This window comes from Pseudomonas silensiensis, assembly GCF_050434865.1.
GTDB lineage: Bacteria > Pseudomonadota > Gammaproteobacteria > Pseudomonadales > Pseudomonadaceae > Aquipseudomonas > Aquipseudomonas fluorescens_W.
Window position 1 is genome coordinate 1 of the sequence record NZ_JBNDJH010000017.1, and the last position, 18,890, is coordinate 18,890.

Annotated in this window: 18 protein-coding genes; 14 read left to right on the forward strand and 4 right to left on the reverse strand. The window is 60.0% G+C overall.

Translation table 11 applies throughout. From position 1 onward, the window contains the following. Positions 1-238 precede the first annotated feature (238 nt). Both QF010_RS22385 and QF010_RS22390 read left to right on the forward strand, forming a co-directional pair. The gene (locus QF010_RS22385; protein WP_033056982.1) at positions 239-1,705 is read left to right on the forward strand and encodes a purine-cytosine permease family protein; all 1,467 of its coding nucleotides are present in this window, start codon (positions 239-241) and stop codon (positions 1,703-1,705) included. Further along, positions 1,698-2,627: a PfkB family carbohydrate kinase gene (locus QF010_RS22390; RefSeq protein ID WP_429510797.1), complete on the forward strand. Its 930-nt coding sequence runs from the start codon at positions 1,698-1,700 to the stop codon at positions 2,625-2,627. Before QF010_RS22385 ends, QF010_RS22390 begins: the two co-directional genes overlap by 8 nt. A 159-nt stretch (positions 2,628-2,786) precedes the next feature. On the opposite strand, the gene QF010_RS22395 is transcribed toward QF010_RS22390, so the two are convergent. Continuing rightward, positions 2,787-3,041 (reverse strand): hypothetical protein, encoded by a 255-nt coding sequence (locus tag QF010_RS22395; RefSeq protein WP_033056985.1) that lies wholly within the window; start codon positions 3,039-3,041, stop codon positions 2,787-2,789. 101 nt (positions 3,042-3,142) lie between these two features. Next, on the reverse strand, positions 3,143-4,348 hold the full coding sequence (locus tag QF010_RS22400; RefSeq protein WP_429533974.1) for an MFS transporter: 1,206 nt from the start codon (positions 4,346-4,348) through the stop codon (positions 3,143-3,145). Between the two features lie 209 nt (positions 4,349-4,557). On the opposite strand from QF010_RS22400, the gene QF010_RS22405 reads away from it, so the two are divergent. From QF010_RS22405 to QF010_RS22430, 6 genes are all read left to right on the forward strand, one after another. Then, positions 4,558-5,037 (forward strand): GNAT family N-acetyltransferase, encoded by a 480-nt coding sequence (locus QF010_RS22405; protein ID WP_033057004.1) that lies wholly within the window; start codon positions 4,558-4,560, stop codon positions 5,035-5,037. Positions 5,038-5,229: 192 nt separating this feature from the next. After that, on the forward strand, positions 5,230-6,222 hold the full coding sequence (locus QF010_RS22410) for a 2-dehydro-3-deoxygalactonokinase (protein ID WP_429533975.1): 993 nt from the start codon (positions 5,230-5,232) through the stop codon (positions 6,220-6,222). Positions 6,223-6,241: 19 nt separating this feature from the next. Further along, on the forward strand, positions 6,242-6,862 hold the full coding sequence (locus QF010_RS22415) for a 2-dehydro-3-deoxy-6-phosphogalactonate aldolase (RefSeq protein WP_429533976.1): 621 nt from the start codon (positions 6,242-6,244) through the stop codon (positions 6,860-6,862). A 46-nt stretch (positions 6,863-6,908) separates the two neighbouring features. Further along, positions 6,909-8,057: a galactonate dehydratase gene (gene dgoD / locus QF010_RS22420; RefSeq protein WP_008152275.1), complete on the forward strand. Its 1,149-nt coding sequence runs from the start codon at positions 6,909-6,911 to the stop codon at positions 8,055-8,057. A 171-nt stretch (positions 8,058-8,228) separates the two neighbouring features. Continuing rightward, positions 8,229-9,539 carry an MFS transporter gene (locus QF010_RS22425; RefSeq protein ID WP_429533977.1) on the forward strand — a complete coding sequence of 437 codons (1,311 nt, stop codon included), beginning with the start codon at positions 8,229-8,231 and terminating at the stop codon, positions 9,537-9,539. Between the two features lie 60 nt (positions 9,540-9,599). After that, complete coding sequence (locus QF010_RS22430; protein WP_008152270.1) at positions 9,600-10,403, forward strand: IclR family transcriptional regulator; 804 nt, start codon at positions 9,600-9,602, stop codon at positions 10,401-10,403. Here the strand turns inward: QF010_RS22430 and QF010_RS22435 are convergent, their stop codons facing one another. Continuing rightward, a complete protein-coding gene (locus tag QF010_RS22435) occupies positions 10,404-11,456 on the reverse strand; it encodes an NAD(P)-dependent alcohol dehydrogenase (RefSeq protein WP_033056996.1) in 1,053 nt (350 codons plus the stop codon). A gap of 190 nt (positions 11,457-11,646) precedes the next feature. On the opposite strand from QF010_RS22435, the gene QF010_RS22440 reads away from it, so the two are divergent. Further along, positions 11,647-12,537 carry an AraC family transcriptional regulator gene (locus tag QF010_RS22440; protein ID WP_429510794.1) on the forward strand — a complete coding sequence of 297 codons (891 nt, stop codon included), beginning with the start codon at positions 11,647-11,649 and terminating at the stop codon, positions 12,535-12,537. 198 nt (positions 12,538-12,735) lie between these two features. Here QF010_RS22440 and QF010_RS22445 read toward each other — a convergent pair whose 3' ends face one another. Continuing rightward, positions 12,736-14,400: an electron transfer flavoprotein-ubiquinone oxidoreductase gene (locus tag QF010_RS22445; protein WP_033056999.1), complete on the reverse strand. Its 1,665-nt coding sequence runs from the start codon at positions 14,398-14,400 to the stop codon at positions 12,736-12,738. Positions 14,401-14,949: 549 nt separating this feature from the next. Between QF010_RS22445 and QF010_RS22450 the strand changes: the two genes are divergently transcribed. The 5 genes from QF010_RS22450 (at position 14,950) to QF010_RS22470 (ending at position 18,721) form a co-directional block, all read left to right on the forward strand. After that, entirely contained in the window at positions 14,950-15,699 is a 750-nt protein-coding gene (locus QF010_RS22450) for an electron transfer flavoprotein subunit beta/FixA family protein (protein WP_033057000.1), read from the forward strand. Beyond that, positions 15,700-16,629, forward strand: a complete 930-nt coding sequence (locus QF010_RS22455) for an electron transfer flavoprotein subunit alpha/FixB family protein (protein WP_123364825.1) — start codon at positions 15,700-15,702, stop codon at positions 16,627-16,629. It abuts the gene before it with no gap. An 80-nt stretch (positions 16,630-16,709) separates the two neighbouring features. Further along, positions 16,710-17,546 carry a substrate-binding periplasmic protein gene (locus tag QF010_RS22460; RefSeq protein ID WP_429510793.1) on the forward strand — a complete coding sequence of 279 codons (837 nt, stop codon included), beginning with the start codon at positions 16,710-16,712 and terminating at the stop codon, positions 17,544-17,546. A 9-nt stretch (positions 17,547-17,555) separates the two neighbouring features. Then, on the forward strand, positions 17,556-17,912 hold the full coding sequence (locus QF010_RS22465; protein ID WP_033055263.1) for a DUF4398 domain-containing protein: 357 nt from the start codon (positions 17,556-17,558) through the stop codon (positions 17,910-17,912). Further along, positions 17,909-18,721 (forward strand): OmpA family protein, encoded by an 813-nt coding sequence (locus tag QF010_RS22470; protein WP_033055264.1) that lies wholly within the window; start codon positions 17,909-17,911, stop codon positions 18,719-18,721. Before QF010_RS22465 ends, QF010_RS22470 begins: the two co-directional genes overlap by 4 nt. The last annotated feature ends 169 nt before the right edge of the window (positions 18,722-18,890 follow it).

Below are 18,890 nucleotides of genomic sequence, written 5' to 3' on the forward strand. Positions count from 1 at the left end.
AAGGGGTGGGACGAGAAGTCTCCCACGGTCTGTACTGGTCAGAGTCAGAATCGAGTCTGTAGTCCCACCCACCCCTTCAAGTCTAAACATACAAGTGAGCCTGCTCGCGATGGGCGCACCGCCGAATTGAATTGATAACCCCGCAATGGAACGCACGATTACGGCCAGGACCGCCGGGATGTTATGTCGACTTCCGCAATTGCCCACAACCACAACAAAGGCAACAGGAGCATTTCACATGAGTTCAACAAACGCCGGGCCAAGCGCCGGGCAACTGGAAACCCGTGGCATCGAACCGGTGCCGGAAGCAGAGTGCAACGGTCATCCGTTGCAACTGTTCTGGGTCTGGTTTGCTGCCAACATCTCCATCCTCGGCCTGCCGCTGGGTGCGACCCTTGTAGCCTTTCGCGGCTTGGCGATCTGGCAGGCGATCATCGTCGCGATCCTGGGGGCTGCCGGTTCCTTCGCGGTGGTCGGGATCATCTCCATTGCCGGTCGCCGTGGTCGCGCCCCGAGCCTGACGTTGTCGCGAGCGATCTTCGGCGTACGCGGCAACATCGGCCCGACCCTGGTCTCGCTGATGTCGCGTCTCGGCTGGGAAACCGTCAACACCACCACCGCCGCGTTCGTGTTGTTGTCGCTGTGCTCGATCCTGTTCGGCTCGCCGGTGGAAGCCAAAAGCGCGCCTGTGCTGACGTTGATCTTCATTGCGATTTTCGTGCTGCTGACCCTGTCGGTGTCGGGTCTTGGTCACGCCACCTTGCTGGTCATCCAGAAGTGGGCAACCTACGTGTTCGGTGCGCTGAACATTTTGGTCGGCGGTTTCCTCTGCGCCACCATCGACTGGAGCGCGGTGTTCAACGCCACACCGGCACCGCTGAGCGCGATGATTATCGGCGTCGGCACCATGGCTGCCGGCACCGGGATCGGTTGGGCCAACGCCGGTGCCGACATGTCGCGCTACCAGCACCGCAGCGTCAAAGCCGCACGCCTGGTGGCGTCGGCAGCGTTCGGCGCGGGGATTCCGCTGGTGCTGCTGATCACCCTCGGCGGTCTGCTGTCAGTGGGCAACAATGACCTGGCCTCCGCCACTGACCCGATCATTGCCATCCGCGACATGCTGCCGACCTGGATGGCCGTGCCGTACCTGATCACCGCGTTCGGCGGGTTGCTGCTGTCGAACAACCTGTCGGTGTACTCCGCCGGTTTGACCACGCTGACCCTCGGCCTGAAGGTCAAACGCGTTTACGCGGTGGTCGTCGACATCGTTGCGATTTTCGCCGGTTCGATCTATTTCATGCTGATCGCCGACAGTTTCTACGGCCCGTTCATTACCTTCATTTCGCTGCTGGCGGTGCCGATCACCGCGTGGGTCGGGATCTTCGTCGTCGACCTGATCCATCGTCATTACTACAGCCCCCAAGACCTGCTGGACGTCAGCCCGAGCAGCGCTTACTGGTACAGCGGCGGTATCGAGTGGCGTGCCTTCGGTGCATGGGCGGTGGCAATCGTGCTGGGCTTCAGCTTCACCACCATCGGCACCACCGAACAAACTGTCTGGTTCCGCGGTTTCCTGTCCGACTCCTGGCTGGGCCATAACGGCCTCGGCTGGATCGTGACGTTCCTGGTGGCCGGCGGCATTTACTTTGTACTCGGCGGGGCCAAGGATCGCCGCGCTGCGTTGGTCGAGAACGCTCATGCCTAGATTGCTGCACACCGGCCAGGTCATGATCGACCTGGTCATGGCCGTGGATAAACTGCCGCATTCGGGCGGCGACGTGCTGGCGCAATCCGCCAGTTTCGAGGCTGGCGGCGGCTTCAATGTGATGGCTGCCGCCCAGCGCAATGGCTTGCCGGTGGTGTACCTCGGTCGCCACGGCACCGGGCGTTTCGGTGATCTTGCCCGTGAGGCGATGAACGCTGAAGGTATTCGGATCGGCATCACTCACCGCGCCGAACGGGATACGGGATTGTGCGTCGCGTTGACCGAAGCCTCGGCCGAGCGCAGTTTCATTTCCTATATCGGTGCTGAAGGTGAGCTGAATGCCGAGGATTTGGCCAGCGTGCCGGCCAGGGCGGGTGACTATGTCTACGTCAGCGGCTACAGCCTGCTGCATGGCGGCAAAGCCCGGGCACTGGTGGATTGGGTGCTGGATTTGCCGCGAGGAATCAACGTGGTGTTCGATCCGGGCCCACTGGTGGATTCACCGGATGAGCCGTTGATGCAAGCCTTGCTGGCGCGCATCGATCTATGGACCAGCAACAGTGTCGAGGCGTTGAAGTTTACCGGTGCGTCGGACATTGCCGAGGCCTTGAGCCGGTTGGCCGATCACCTGCCGGCCGACGTGTTGATGGTGGTGCGTGACGGCCCGCAAGGGTGCTGGATCAGCCAGCGCGGAGACCGCCAGCATGTGCCGGGTTTCAAGGTTGAGGCGGTGGACAGCAATGGCGCGGGGGATGCGCATGCCGGGGTATTTGTGGCCGAGTTGGCGCAAGGGTTGGTCCCGGTTGACGCGGCGCGGCGGGCTAATGCGGCGGCGGCGTTGGCGGTGACTCGATGGGGGCCGGCGACTTCGCCGGGGGCTGCGGAAGTGGATGCGTTAATCAGCCAGACCTCCGGCGCCTGATCGGCCGCCATCGCGAGCAGGCTCGCTCCTACACTGAATCTGTGAACGACACAAATCCCCTGTAGGAGCGAGCCTGCTCGCGATGAGGCCATAAGATTCAACATCAATCCTGACCTTGCCCGGTCGCAGCCGCGCACGACTGCGACCTTATTCGTCTTGTTAAACGTCCAGCTTGCGCGCCGCCTCAACGCCAGCGGCACTGAGTTTGATCGGCAGGTTCAACGAGTGCTCACCGGCCTCGTTGCAGATCACATGGCCATGCTGGATCAATCCACGATCCTGCAGCGTGGCGAGGGTGCTGGCCACGACTCTCTCTCCGCGGTAATTGTCCAAGACCTCTTTGCCCAAACCGCTTGGATGGGCATGCAGCAGACGGGTCAGGACTTCATTCTCAAGGTTTTTATCGGCGTTCATGGTTACCTCTTCGTGGTGTGGATAGGTCCATTTAATTAGAGTCCTTATCTGATATTGGTCAGCCCCCGATTTGGATTGGTGCCTGATGAACGACGAACGGTCTAGGCCTGCTGCAACGCTTTGCTGGTAACGGCCCGACGCCAGATCAGACGACCGACGCTGATCAGCCAATTCAATACAGCAACCCCTAACACCGTGAGCAACAGCGTCGCCATCCCCTGTTCCACGATGATTTTCCCGGCCAGCAACGGAAAGCCAAACACGCCGATAAAGTAGGACAGGCTGAACAGCAGCAGGGATTGCGCGGTGGTGCCGTCCGGTGCCTCGTTGGCCGCCAGGCCGTTGATCACCGAATAGGTCAGCCCGTAACCGACCCCGAGCATCACCGCCGCCAGCACGTAGCTGAAGCCGTCGTTGACCACAAAAGCGAACATCAGGATCGAGACCATCATTAAGCCCGACAGCAGGCAGGACGCCCGGAACGGGTCGCGCTTGACCACGAAACCGGCGATCAGCATGCGGCTGCTGATCGCTGCGCTCATGAAACCGAGGAAGAACAGTGAATAGTCGAGTGAACGCGCCGCCGCGTAACTGGTTTGAAAACTCGACAGACCGCCGAAAACGCAACCACCGAGGCCGACCATGATGATCGGGAACACGGCTCTGGACGACAGCACTTGCACCGCCGCACGCCAGGAAATTCGTGACACCGCTGCCGAGTGCCCCGGCGCTTTTTTCAGCTGCGAATCCAACCGCCAGAACAGCAGCACACCGATCAGGCTGGCCAGCGCCGCGAGGTAAAACGCCGCGGTGATCGGATACCCGAGGGCACTGGCAGCGCGGCCTAACAAGGGACCGATGCCGATCCCGGTCATCATGCTGCCCGACAGCAGCGCAAAGTATTTCGCCCGTTGGGCAGGCGTTACCAGACTCGCCACAATGATCGGGCCGAGGGTATAGAACACGCCCCAACCCAGTCCCAGCAATAGCCCGAAAAACAACAGCAAATTGCCGAAGCCTGGCGCCAAGGCGAAGCCCAGGCTGGCGGCCACCAGCAGAATGCCGAACAACGCAATCGAACGCGCCGCGCCGAGCAAATCGGACAAGTGCCCGGAGACGATCACCGCTGCAAACGTACTGAGCATCGCCGCCGAAATCACGCTGCCGGCATCGTGCTCGTTGCCGCCGCGGGAACCGATCAACAACGACAGCAAAAAGGTCGAGCCATAGGACAGCGACAGCAAATAGCTGGCCAGGCAAAACAGGCCGAACAATCTGCTGGAGACTTGAGGTGTTGCACTAGGCATGACGCGGTTCCTTGACCCGATAGAAGAGAGCTTCATCTATCTATCACGCAAGGCGCTGATGTCAGGTATGAGGTTATCGATTTCAGGGTTAGCGCTGGCCGGAGTAAAGCCTTGGGCGGGTTCGGCGGATGACGTTTTGGCTTTGCCATGTGACGAGCGACGCGCGCCGACTTAGTATGGCGTTTTCCACTTTTGACGAAGGCACGTCCATGACGATCGAGATCCGCCCGGCGACCCCGAGCGATGCACCGCAAATCCTCGGGTTCATCACTGAACTGGCCGACTACGAACGTGCCCGCCACGAAGTCATCGCCAGCGTCGCCGACATCGAGCGCAGCCTGTTCAGCGAAGGCGCCACCGCTCACGGGCTGATCTGCCTACGCGATGGCTCGCCAATTGGCTTTGCGGTGTTTTTCTTCAGTTATTCCACGTGGCTGGGCAGCAACTGCCTGTACCTCGAAGACCTCTACATCACCCCCGAACAACGTGGCGGCGGGGCGGGTAAAACCTTGCTGCGCCACCTGGCGAAAATCGCCTGCGCCAATGATTGCGGTCGATTTGAGTGGAGCGTGCTGGAGTGGAATAAACCGGCGATCGAGTTCTACAAATCGTTGGGCGCGCAGCCGCAGGAAGAGTGGGTGCGGTATCGGATGGACGGGGCGGTGTTGCGGGAGTTTGCCGAGGGCTAGATCGCAACCGGCGTCTATTAAAGATCGCAGCCTTCGGCAGCTCCTACACCTATCCGTAGGAGCTGCCGAAGGCTGCGATCTTTTTTTGGTTTCGTCTCAATATATGGGATTGATATTTATATATTGAGATTTTGTTGCGTCCGGGTTTATAGTCCAGCTCACTCACTGCCAATAAACAAAACAGGTGAAGCGATGCTGGCGCAATTGATCGCGCTCGATTGGGGGACAACCTCATTACGTGCTTACAAACTCACCACGGGTGGCCAGGTGCTCGAACAGCGTTCGCTGTCGTCGGGGATCATGCAGCTGCCCAGGACGCCGCGAATGATCGCGGGTCAGGAATGTACCGACGGTTTTGAACTGGCCTTCGATGAGGCCTGCGGTGACTGGCTCGACGCGCAGCCCGATTTGCCGGTGATTGCTTGCGGTATGGTCGGCAGCGCACAAGGCTGGCGTGAAGCGGCCTACTGCGATACGCCGGCGAACGTCGCCAATCTCGGAACCTCCCTACAAACGGTTCGCAGTCTTCGCGGTGTCGATGTGCACATCGTGCCGGGCGTGATTCAGCGGTCTCGCTTGCCAAACGTGATGCGCGGCGAAGAAACCCAAGTGCTCGGCGTCCTGCAGAATCTGCCGGCCGAGGCGGGTGGCGATCTGTTGATCGGACTGCCGGGCAGTCATTCGAAATGGGTGGAAGTGGCCGACGGCTGCATCGTGCGGTTCGATACCTTCATGACCGGCGAAGTCTTCGCCGTGCTCAGCGAACACAGCATTCTGGGGCGCACCCAGCAAAAGGGCGCGTCCTTCGATGGCCAAGCCTTTGATCGTGGTGTGCAGGTGGCCCTGTCGGCGGATGGCGAGATCGGGCCGTTGTCGACGTTGTTCAGTGCCCGCAGCCTCGGGTTGACGGGCGAACTCAGCGCCACCGCCCAACCGGATTACTTGTCCGGTCTGTTGATCGGCCATGAACTGTCAGCGTTGGCGAGTGTTCAGCGACGCCGACGCAACAGCGTTCATCTGCCTTCGATCATCCTCATCGGTAATGCCCAACTCTGTGCCCGCTACAGCCGGGCGCTCGACGCCTGTGGTTTTGCCCGGGTGACCCTGGCCGAACAAGCCACCGAGCGCGGCTTGTGGCAACTGGCGGTTGCCGCCGGATTAATCGCACCCAACCCATCCCGTTAAACCTGACTGGAGGTCTGACATGCTCAAGCAAGCATTGGCGCAAAACGGTCTGATCGCGATTTTGCGTGGCCTGCGCCCGCAAGAAGCGGCAGCCATCGGCGAAGTCCTTTATGCCGCCGGATTTCGCGTCATCGAAGTGCCGCTCAATTCCCCTGAACCGTACGAAAGTATCCGCATCCTGCGCAGTACTTTGCCCGCCGATTGCCTGATCGGCGCCGGCACGGTGTTGACGCCGGAGCAGGTCGAGCAAGTGAAAGCGGCGGGCGGTCAGGTGATCGTCATGCCACACAGCGATGTCAAGGTGTTGCGCGCAGCGAAAGCGGCGGGGCTGTTCCTGTCGCCGGGTGTGGCCACACCGACTGAAGCCTTTGCTGCATTGGCCGAAGGGGCGGACGTACTGAAGATGTTCCCGGCCGAGCAGATGGGCCCGGCAGTGGTCAAAGCCTGGCTCGCGGTGCTGCCTGCGGGAACGATTCTGGCGCCGGTCGGCGGGATCACACCGGACAACATGCAGGTGTTTATCGACGCGGGCGTCAAAGGTTTCGGCCTCGGTTCCGGGTTATTCAAACCGGGGATGACGCCAGAGGAAGTGGCCGTAAACGCCAAGGCGTATGTCGCTGCCTGGAAAGCCCTTCGCTAAGACTTTTTGGCGCTGCGAGCGCTACATCTATAAGAGAGACAATGAGATGAAAATCACCAAACTGACCACCTTCATCGTTCCGCCGCGCTGGTGCTTCCTCAAGGTCGAAACCGACGAGGGCGTGACGGGCTGGGGCGAACCTGTGGTCGAAGGTCGTGCCCACACGGTGGCGGCTGCCGTTGAAGAATTGTCCGACTACCTGATCGGCAAAGACCCACGCAACATTGAAGACATCTGGACCGTGCTTTACCGCGGCGGCTTCTACCGGGGCGGCGCAATCCACATGAGCGCGTTGGCCGGTATCGACCAGGCGTTGTGGGACATCAAGGGCAAAGCCCTGGGGGTGTCGGTCAGCGATCTGCTGGGCGGGCAGGTGCGAGACAAGATTCGTGTCTATTCGTGGATCGGCGGCGACCGTCCGGCGGACACCGCTCGCGCTGCGAAAGAGGCCGTCGAGCGTGGTTTCACTGCGGTGAAAATGAACGGCACCGAAGAACTGCAATTCCTCGATTCCTTCGAAAAAGTCGACCTGGCCTTGGCCAACGTCGCCGCCGTGCGCGATGCGGTGGGGCCGAACGTCGGCATCGGCGTGGACTTCCATGGCCGGGTGCACAAGCCGATGGCCAAGGTGCTGATGAAGGAACTCGACCCGTACAAACTGATGTTCATCGAAGAGCCGGTGCTCAGCGAAAACTACGAAGCGCTGAAAGAGTTGGCGCCGCTGACCAGCACCCCGATTGCCCTCGGTGAGCGGCTGTTCTCGCGCTGGGATTTCAAGCGTGTGCTCAGCGAAGGCTACGTCGACATCATCCAGCCGGACGCGTCTCACGCCGGCGGTATCACCGAAACCCGCAAGATCGCCAACATGGCCGAAGCCTACGACGTGGCGCTGGCGCTGCACTGCCCGCTGGGCCCGATTGCACTGGCGGCGTGTTTGCAGCTGGATGCGGTTTGCTACAACGCGTTCATCCAGGAACAGAGCCTGGGCATTCATTACAACGAGAGCAATGATCTGCTGGATTACGTCAAGGATCCGCGGGTGTTCGACTACGACAAAGGCTTCGTGAAAATCCCCAATGGCCCGGGCCTGGGGATCGAGATCAACGAGGAGTACGTGATCGAACGCGCGGCCGTCGGCCACCGCTGGCGCAACCCGATCTGGCGCCATGCCGATGGCAGTTTTGCCGAGTGGTGATCGATCTCTGATCTACCACAAGTCCCTGTGGGAGCGGGCTTGCCCGCGATAGCGTCCTGTCAGTCACATCAATACCGAATGTGCCGCCGCCATCGCGGGCAAGCCCGCTCCCACAGGGTGCAGCGCAAGCCTTCAAATCGACCTCAATAAACATAAGAAGAGGCATTCCCCATGCAACCGCAAACCCTCGCAGGGCAGGCGTCGTTGGTGACGCCCAGTCGCAAGCGTTTTTTCATCATGGTGCTGCTGTTTATCACCGTGGTGATCAACTACCTGGACCGCAGCAACCTGTCCATCGCCGCTCCGGCACTCACCAGCGAACTGGGCATTGACCCAATCCACGTCGGGCTGATTTTCTCCGCATTCGGCTGGACCTACGCCGCCATGCAAATCCCCGGCGGCTGGTTGGTGGATCGCGTTCCGCCGCGCATCCTTTACAGCGTCGCGTTGCTGCTATGGTCGATCGCCACTGTCATGCTCGGCTTCGCGGCTAGCTTCATCGCACTGTTCGTATTGCGCATGGCAGTCGGTGCACTGGAAGCCCCGGCGTATCCGATCAACAGCCGTGTGGTCACCACCTGGTTCCCCGAGCGCGAACGCGCTACCGCCATTGGTTTCTACACGTCCGGGCAGTTCGTCGGACTGGCGTTCCTGACACCGGTATTGGCTTGGCTGCAACATCAATATGGCTGGCACATGGTGTTTGTCAGCACCGGTGCGGTGGGCATTCTCTGGGCGGTGATCTGGTACGCGGTGTATCGCGAGCCACGGGATTTCAAAGGCGCCAATGACGCCGAAATCGACCTGATCCGCGAGGGCGGCGGGCTGGTGGATATCCAGGCTGAACAAGCCAAAGTCAAAGCCAAATTCAGCTGGACCGACCTCGGCATCGTGCTGACCAAACGCAAGTTGTGGGGCATCTATCTCGGCCAGTTCTGCCTCAACTCGACGTTGTGGTTTTTTCTGACGTGGTTCCCGACCTACCTGGTGAAATATCGCGGCATGGACTTCATCAAGTCCGGCCTGTTGGCGTCGCTGCCGTTTCTCGCCGCCTTCGTCGGTGTGCTCTGTTCCGGGTTCTTTTCCGACTGGCTGATCCACCGCGGCTACACCATAGGTTTCGCCCGCAAGTTACCGATCATTGGCGGCCTGCTGATTTCCACTTCGATCATCGGCGCCAACTTCGTCGAGTCGACACCGCTGGTGATTGCCTTCCTCGCGTTGGCGTTCTTCGGTAACGGGCTGGCTTCGATCACCTGGTCGCTGGTTTCAACGTTGGCCCCGGCACGATTGCTCGGGTTGACCGGTGGGGTGTTCAACTTCATCGGCAACCTGTCGGCGATTACCACGCCGATCGTCATCGGTTTCCTCGCCACCGGTGATTCGTTCGCTCCGGCGATCACCTATATCTCGGTTCTGGCGTTGATTGGCGCGCTTTCCTACATCTTGCTGGTCGGCAAAGTCGAGCGTATCAAGTTGTAGTTGCGGCATGCGGGCGACCATAATGCCGCCCGTTCACTCGCTCAACGGTAAAGGCTGGATATGCAGGAAGACGCCCCAAAAATCGCCAAGGACGCCGCACCGACCGGCACCCAGACACTGCTTCGTGGATTGGGTGTGGTTCAGGCCGTGGCCAGCGGTGCCCGCGATCTCAAGGAGATCGCCCGGCTGATCGGCACCACGCGCAGCACCACTCATCGTCTGGCCAGTTGCCTGGTGGACGAGCGTTATCTGCGCGTGGTGCCGCAAGTCGGTTATCTGTTGGGGCCGAAGTTGATCGAGCTGGGCTTCCAGGCGCGTGAAGAATTGCCGCTGGTCACATTGGCCGGGCCGTATCTGGATGAGTTGTCGGCGTTGACCGGCGACACCATTCACCTGGCGATTCGCGAAGGCGACGAGGTGCTGTACCTGCACAAGAATCCGGGGCGCAATGGCCCGGAAATGCGTTCGCGGGTTGGCCATCGCATGCCGTTGGCGCGCACCGGGATCGGCAAGGCGCTGATGCTCGATGACACGCAGGAAGAATGGCAGCGGCTGTACGAAGTCAGCTTGCCGGCGGGTGGGAAAAATCAGTTCTGGCCGCAGCACCCGGAGCAGTCCTGGGAGCAGTTTCAGCAGCGCATGGTCGAGTACGTGGCGGGCGGTTATGCGTTCGATCTGGAAGACAACGAACCGTCGATCCGCTGTGTAGCGGCGCCGATCCGCGATGCCAGCAAACGCATCGTTGCCGGCATCAGCATCGCCAGCACTGTGCCGTACATGCCGCTGGAGAAAATGGCCGAGCTGATTCCCCTGATCAAAGGGGTCACAGCCCGGCTGTCGGCGGAGCTTGGCGCGAAGGTCTGATTAGACTTTCAGCGTCGCCATATCGATGACGAAGCGGTACTTCACATCACCGGCGATCATGCGGGCGTAAGCCTCGTTGATCTGGCGGATGTCGAGCATTTCGATGTCACAGGTGATGTTGTGCTCGGCACAGAAATCCAGCACTTCCTGGGTTTCGGCGATGCCGCCGATCAGCGAGCCGGCCAGCACACGACGGCCCAATACCAGTTTGGCGGCATGGACCGGTGGATCGATCGGTTCAATCAAGCCCACCAGAATGTGCACTCCGTCGAAACGTAGCGTATCGAGGTAGGGATTGAGGTCGTGCTGCACCGGAATGGTGTCCAGCAGGAAGTCGAAATGTCCTGCCGCAGCCTTCATCTGTTCGGCATCGGTGGACACGATCACGTGGTCCGCACCTTGGCGACGACCTTCTTCAGCCTTGCTCGCCGAGCGAGTGAACAGCGTCACTTCGGCGCCCATGGCCTTGGCGAACTTGATGCCCATGTGGCCGAGGCCGCCCATGCCGAGAATCCCGACCTTGTCGCCCGCCTTCACGCCGTAGTGCTTGAGCGGCGAATAGGTGGTGATGCCGGCACACAGGATTGGCGCGGCGCTGGCCGGGTCGAGTTTTTCCGGGATGCGCACCACAAAATGTTCGCTGACCACGATGCTGTCGGAATAGCCGCCCATGGTGTTGCTGCCATCGACGCGGTCCGGGGTGGCGTAAGTCATGGTCGGACCTTCGAGGCAGTATTGCTCGAGGTTCGATTGGCAGGCTTCGCAACTGCGGCAGGAATCAACCATGCAGCCGACACCGACCAGATCGCCGATTTTATGCTTGGTGACATTCGCACCGACGGCGGTAACTTTGCCTACGATCTCGTGGCCGGGCATCAGTGGGTAAACGGCAATGCCCCACTCGTTTCGTGCCTGATGGATGTCGGAATGGCAGACGCCGCAGTAGAGAATGTCGATTGCAACGTCGTCAGCCCGTGGGCTGCGGCGCTCGAATTTCACGGGGGCGAGGGGAGTGGTGGCCGACTGGGCGGCGTATCCGATGGCGGTGTACATGATGAACCTCGCAAAAGCTGTGACGGGTGAGGTGGCGCATTCTGGGCGCCGCACCGGCCACCGGCCATGGCGATTCCTCCGGGTGTCATGCCTAATCCTCCGGCATCAGCCTTCAATGGGTCGCATTGATCATCAGACCTGCGATGATGCTTTCATCCCTGTTTCCGCGACTTTTTTGTGAAGAGCTCTCATGTTGTTGACCCGTCATCTGGATGCCAATGCCACGCTGGTTTCGCTGATTCAGCCTTTGACCAATCGCGACGGTTTCGCGCCCACGGCGTTGCCGGGTGTGCAGGTTTTGCGGGCCAGTTGTGATGTGGCTCGCGGCCCGCAAATTTACGAGCCGAGCCTGGTCATTATCGCCCAAGGCAGCAAACTGGCGTATCTGGGGCCGCGTACGCTGGAATACGGCGCCGGGCATTATCTGATTCAGGCATTGCCGGTGCCGTTCGAGTGCGAGACGTTTTCAGCACCCGATGGCCCGATGCTGGGCGTTTCCATCGCCATTGACCGGGTGTTGCTCGGTGAGTTGGTCTTGGCCATGGGGCTGGCGCCCGGGCGTAGTATTGCGGCGCAAACGCCAGCGTCCATGACCTCGGCGGTGCTCGACGATGCGATGCGTGGTTGTGTTGAACGGCTGCTGCGTTGCCTGCACGATCCGCTGGAATGCCAGGTGATGGGGCAGGCGCGATTGCGCGAGTTGTTGTTCGTCGCCTTGCGCGGGCCGCAAGCCGATGTGCTGCGGGCGCTGGTCGAGCAACAGGGGCAGTTCGCCCGGATCGCGGCGTCGCTCAGCCATCTGCATGCGCATTACACCGAGCCGCTGAACGTCGAAACCCTGGCAAGTTGCGCGAACATGAGTGCGTCGACGTTTCACGAGCATTTCAAACGCAGCACCTTGTTGTCGCCGGTGCAGTATTTGAAGCGTTTGCGTTTGCTCAGGGCCCAGCAGTTATTGCTGGGCGAGGGATTGGGCGTGGCGCAGGTGGCGCATCGGGTCGGGTATCAAAGTACGTCGCAGTTCAGTCGCGAGTACAAGCGCTACTTCGAGCGTAATCCCGGGGATGAACGCGCGGCCTGAGTTGGCAATGAGGCCCCTGTAGGAGTGAGCCTGCTCGCGATTGCGGTAGGTCAGTCGACATCTATTCTGGATGACACACCGCAATCGTCGGAACGCCGCCCGGAGCCGGCTCACTCCTACAGGGGGATTGTGGTGTGGCTTAAATGGCAGGCAACAAAAAGGCCCCCGTTCGGGAGCCTTGATGTTCAGCCATTCGACTTACATGTTCGGGTAAGTCGGGCCGCCTGAGCCTTCCGGCGCCACCCAGGTGATGTTCTGTGCAGGGTCCTTGATGTCGCAGGTCTTGCAGTGAACGCAGTTCTGGGCGTTGATCTGGAAGCGCTTCTCGCCGTCTTCCTTGGTCACCACTTCGTACACGCCGGCCGGGCAGTAACGCTGGGCAGGCTCATCGTAGAGCGGCAGGTTCTTGGCGATCGGGATGCTCGCATCGGCCAGCTTCAGGTGGCACGGCTGTTCTTCTTCATGGTTGGTACCGGAGATGAACACCGAGCTGAGTTTGTCGAAGCTGATCTTGCCGTCCGGTTTCGGGTAGTCGATCTTCTTGCAGTCGGCCGCAAGCTTGAGGCAAGCGTAATCCGGCTTGGTGTCGTGCAAGGTGAACGGCAGTTTACCGCCGAAGATGTTCTGGTCGAGCCAGTTGAAACCGCCACCGACGATGGCGCCGAACTTGTGGATCGCCGGGCCGAAGTTGCGGCTGGCGAACAGTTCGTCGTAGAGCCAGCTCTTCTTGAACGCGTCGACGTAAGTGGTCAGCTCTTCGGTGCCGTCTTTCTCGGCGAACAGCGCCTCGGCCACGGATTCAGCGGCGAGCATGCCGGACTTCATGGCGGTGTGGCTGCCTTTGATCTTGGCGAAGTTCAGGGTGCCGAGGTCGCAACCGATCAGCGCGCCGCCCTTGAAGACCATTTTCGGCAGCGAGTTCAGGCCGCCTTTGCAGATGGCGCGAGCGCCGTAGCTGATGCGCTTGCCGCCTTCCAGGTACTGCTTGAGCACAGGGTGATGCTTGAGGCGCTGGAACTCGTCGAACGGCGACAGGTAAGTGTTGCTGTAGGACAGGTCGACGATCAGACCGACTACGACCTGGTTGTTTTCCAGGTGATAGAGGAACGAGCCACCGGTGTTCTCGGTGCCCATGATGTCCAGCGGCCAACCGGCGGTGTGGACCACCAGGCCGGGTTGATGCTTGGCCGGGTCGATTTCCCAGATTTCTTTCAGGCCGATGCCGTAGTGCTGGGCGTCGGCATCGCTGTCGAGGTTGAAGCGCTTGATCAGTTGCTTGCCGATGTGGCCACGGCAACCTTCGGCGAACAGCGTGTACTTGCCACGCAGTTCCATGCCCGGGGTGTACAGGCCTTCTTTTGGGTTACCTTCGCGGTCAACGCCGAGATCGCCGGTGATGATCCCGCGAACCACGCCGTTCTCGTCGAACAGCGCTTCCTGAGCGGCGAAGCCCGGGTAGATTTCCACGCCCAGGTTCTCGGCCTGCTGGGCCAGCCAGCGGCACAGGTTGCCCAGGGAGATGATGTAGTTGCCTTCGTTGTGCATGGTCTTGGGCACAAAGAGGTCGGGAATCTTCTGCGCGCTGTCGGCGTTCTTGAGAACGAAGATGTCATCGCGGGTGACTGGAGTGTTCAGCGGGGCGCCGAGTTCTTTCCAGTCCGGGAACAATTCGTTCAGGGCGCGTGGTTCGAACACGGCGCCGGACAGGATGTGAGCACCGACTTCGGAGCCTTTTTCGACCACGCAGACGCTGATTTCCTTACCGGCTTCGGCGGCCTTCTGCTTCAATCGGCAGGCGGCGGAAAGACCAGCGGGGCCGGCACCGACGATGACCACGTCGAATTCCATGTATTCGCGTTCCACAGGTTATCTCCTACTCAAGGCTCAACAGTTTTTTTTCTAATTGGAGGTTTGGTGTCGCATCCATGAATTCCTGCGCAATGCAGGAAGAGGACAATCGATGAGCCACCTTTCTCTCTAAGGTGGCGCATTATATCTACACCACTCCTAGCGTCCAATACAAACGTTTGTTTGAATCGGCTCAAAGCCAGAGAAATCAAAGTCACGCGGCTTATGACTGGCCATTTTGCCGTATTGACCGGAATAGGCGTTGCGGTCAAGATACGGTCGGTTTTGCGCTCGCCGTAGGCTGACTGTTGGTATCAAGAGCACCTCTAAAGACAGGGCGATGGCAGTACAAGGTGATGCGCAGTGCAGATTCTGGCGCGCAGTTTACACGCCGCGATAATGAATGACTCGTCAGTCACCACTGACGAACGGTCATCTTCATCGTGAGCGCTTGTCACTTGACACCTTTGCCAGCGTTTTTAGAGGTGCCCTTGCGCCGATGAGCATCAAACCGCCAGGTTCGCCTAGGCGACTTTCTTTTCACCGGAGAGTAACGAGGAATCCATGAAGGTTCTTGTAGCTGTCAAACGCGTTGTGGATTACAACGTCAAGGTTCGCGTCAAGGCGGACAATTCCGGCGTCGACCTCGCCAACGTCAAGATGTCGATGAACCCGTTCTGCGAAATCGCAGTGGAAGAAGCCGTACGCCTGAAAGAGAAAGGTGTTGCGACTGAAATCGTCGTCGTCTCCATCGGCCCGTCCACCGCTCAAGAGCAACTGCGCACCGCGCTGGCTCTGGGTGCCGACCGCGCCATCCTCGTCGAATCCGCTGAAGACCTGACTTCGCTGGCCGTTGCCAAGCTGCTCAAGGCTGTTGTCGACAAGGAACAGCCTCAGCTGGTGATCCTTGGCAAACAAGCCATCGACAGCGACAACAACCAGACTGGCCAGATGCTCGCGGCATTGAGCGGCTACGGTCAGGGCACGTTCGCGTCCAAAGTCGACATCAGTGGCGACAGCGTTGCCGTGACTCGCGAAGTCGACGGCGGCGCGCAGACAGTTTCCCTGAAACTGCCGGCCATCGTCACCACCGACCTGCGTTTGAACGAGCCGCGCTACGCGTCCCTGCCGAACATCATGAAAGCCAAGAAGAAGCCTCTCGAAGTGCTGACTCCGGACGCTTTGGGCGTTTCCACCGCCTCCACCAACAAGACCGTGAAAGTCGAAGCGCCAGCTGCACGCAGCGCGGGTATCAAGGTCAAATCGGTGGCTGAACTGGTCGAGAAACTGAAAAACGAAGCGAAGGTAATCTAAATGACTATCTTGGTTATTGCTGAACACGACAACAAAGTGCTGGCCCCGGCCACGCTGAACACCGTGGCTGCCGCCGTTAAAATCGGTGGTGACATCCACGTTCTGGTTGCAGGTCAGGGCGCTGGCGCCGTGGCTGAAGCCGCTGCGAAAATCGCTGGCGTGGCTAAAGTGCTGGTGGCCGACAACGCCGCCTACACTCACCAACTGCCGGAAAACGTTGCTCCTCTGGTGGCCGAGTTGGGCAAGGGCTACAGCCACATCCTGGCTGCTGCCACTTCCAACGGCAAAAACATCCTGCCGCGCGTTGCCGCTCAGCTGGACGTTGACCAGATCTCCGAGATCATCTCGGTCGAAAGCGCTGACACGTTCAAGCGCCCGATCTACGCCGGTAACGCCATCGCCACCGTTCAATCGAACGCTGCGGTCAAAGTGATCACCGTGCGTGCCACCGGTTTCGACCCGGTTGCCGCTGAAGGTGGTTCGGCGGCTGTTGAAGCCGTTGCCGCTGCTCACGATGCGGGTATTTCCAGCTTCGTCGGCGAAGAACTGGCCAAGTCCGATCGTCCGGAACTGACCGCTGCCAAGATCGTTGTTTCCGGCGGCCGCGGCATGCAGAACGGCGACAACTTCAAACACCTGTACGCCCTGGCCGACAAGCTGGGCGCTGCCGTCGGTGCTTCCCGCGCCGCGGTCGACGCCGGTTTCGTACCCAACGACATGCAGGTCGGTCAGACCGGCAAGATCGTTGCGCCACAGCTGTACATCGCCGTCGGTATCTCCGGCGCGATCCAGCACCTGGCCGGCATGAAAGACTCCAAAGTGATCGTCGCGATCAACAAGGACGAAGAAGCGCCGATCTTCCAGGTGGCCGACTACGGCCTGGTGGCAGACCTGTTCGAAGCAATCCCTGAGTTCGAGAAGCTGGTCTAATCCAGCGGCCTGACTTATAAAGAGCCCGACCTTTTGGTCGGGCTTTTTTTTGTTCCGGATTTGAGTGGGAGAGTATTGCCATGGATCTGCGCCGCGTTTACGGCTGGTCATTGCTGCTGGGTCTGACGGTGTTGCCGGCGCTGTCCGTCGCCGCGGGCAAGTGCGAACGCCTGGTGGTCACCGGCAGTCCGGACGCACCGCCGTACCTGTGGCAAGACCCGCAAAACCCCAAGCACCTGATCGGCGCCAGTGCAGATTTGTTGCAGCAGGTGGCGGGGGAGTTGGGGATCAAGGTTGAACTGCTTTACGCCGGCAAACGCTCTCAGGCCCTGGACGAAGTGCGCAGTGGGCGAATGGACATGCTGGCGGATGCGTCATTGACGGTCAGTCAACTGGAATCCCTGGATTACATTCATCCGCCGTTACTGGAAAACGATTACCTGGTCTGGACCCGAAAAGACTCGACGCTGGTCTACAACGAAGCGCAGGACCTTCACGGCCATCCCGGCGCATTGTCGGAAAAGTCTCGTATGACCCCGGCATTTGGCACGTTTGCCGAGCAGCAATTGACCCTAGCCCGTACGCCTAACCTGACCCAGGCCTTTCAGAAATTGCTGCTGGGTGAGGTGGAATTTGTCCTTGCCGGACGCTACTCGGGCATGGCGGCCGCGCAGACACTGAACCTGGCCAACGACCTGATCGCCCGTCCTCAACCGATCGACAAACCTGGCCTGTTCCTCGCGGTTTCCCACAACTCCGCCTGCAACGATCCGTGGTTGCGCGGACAGCTGGCCAAAAAGATGACAGAATTGCCCGCGTCCGGACTGACGGAAGCCGTGCTGCAACGCAATATCGAGCGCTGGAAGGCGCAGCTCTCACAACCGCAGCAACAACCTGTCAGTACCCCAAAACAGTAGGGATTTTTAGTGAGTATTCGACCTCTTTTCGCTGCCCTGGCCGTTCTGGCTCTGGCGGGTTGTGCAGCCGATCCGGCGCCGAATGAACAAATGCGCCTGACCGAACAGGCACTCGAGCAGGCCAAGGCCGTGGGCGCCACCTCCGCCGACGTGCCGGAAATGAAACTGGCCGAAGACAAGTTCAACCGCGCCAAGGGCAGCATGAACGACCAATCCTTCAAGAACGCGCGCATGCGGGCCGAGCAGGCCGAGCTGGACGCGCGTCTGGCCGAAGCCCGGGTTCTGACCCTCAAGAGCGAGGAGCAGTTGAACGTGCTTAATACCCGCATCACTCGCCTGCGCAAGCAACTGGGAGATGCCCAATGAGCCTCAAGACCAAAGCCCTGGGCGGTTTGATCCTGGCAGGCTGCGCCAGCCTCTATGGTTGTGCCGGTCAGCACAGCGAGGCCGCGTTGCAGCAGGCCAGTACTGACTTCCAGAAGGTCAAGGAAGATTCCAACGTGCTGCGAATCGCGCCCAAGGACGTGATTCGTGCCGGTGAGTCGCTGGCCCGCGCCGATCGTCTGTCCAGCTACTGGGGCAGTGGAACGGACGTGCTGCATTACGCTTACCTGAGTGAGCGCTATAGCGAAATCGCGCGCGAACACACCAACCAGGTGCTCAACGAAGAACGTGCGGCGAAGCTCGAACTGGAGCGTCAGCGCCTGCAACTGGCCCTGCGCGAATCCAAACTGCTCAGCGTGCAGCAGCAGGGCAAGTGGCTCGAAGAACAGATTGTCGCGTTGGCGACCACCCAGACCGACCGTGGCCTGGTGATGACCTTGGGCGACGTGTTGTTCGACACGGGCGAAGCGGAGTTGAAAAACTCGGCGAACCGCGTGGTGTTGAAGATCGTGCAGTTCCTGCAGCTCAACCCCAAGCGCGTAGTGCGCATCGAAGGCTATGCCGACAGTACCGGCGGCAAGCAGGAAAACCTCAAGCTGTCCCGTGACCGTGCGCAATCGGTGGCGGACGTGCTGATGGATTTGGGCATCGACGATAAACGCATCCAGGTCGAAGGCTACGGTGATGAATATCCGGTCGACGTGAACGCTTCCGAACGGGGACGTGCGCAGAACCGTCGGGTAGAAATTGTGTTCTCTGACGAAAAAGGCCAGCTCGGCGCTGCCCGCTAAGGGCTGCGTCACTGGAAAACCCGGCCTGCCCGTCAGCGTCGGGTTTTTTTACGCCTGCTAATCAACTCACAAAACAGTACAGTTTTTGCTGACACTGCGCTGTACGGTCGACTATTGTGGCAACTGTCCCAGTACACTTCTAAACTGTTCCGGTATTGTTTCACACAAG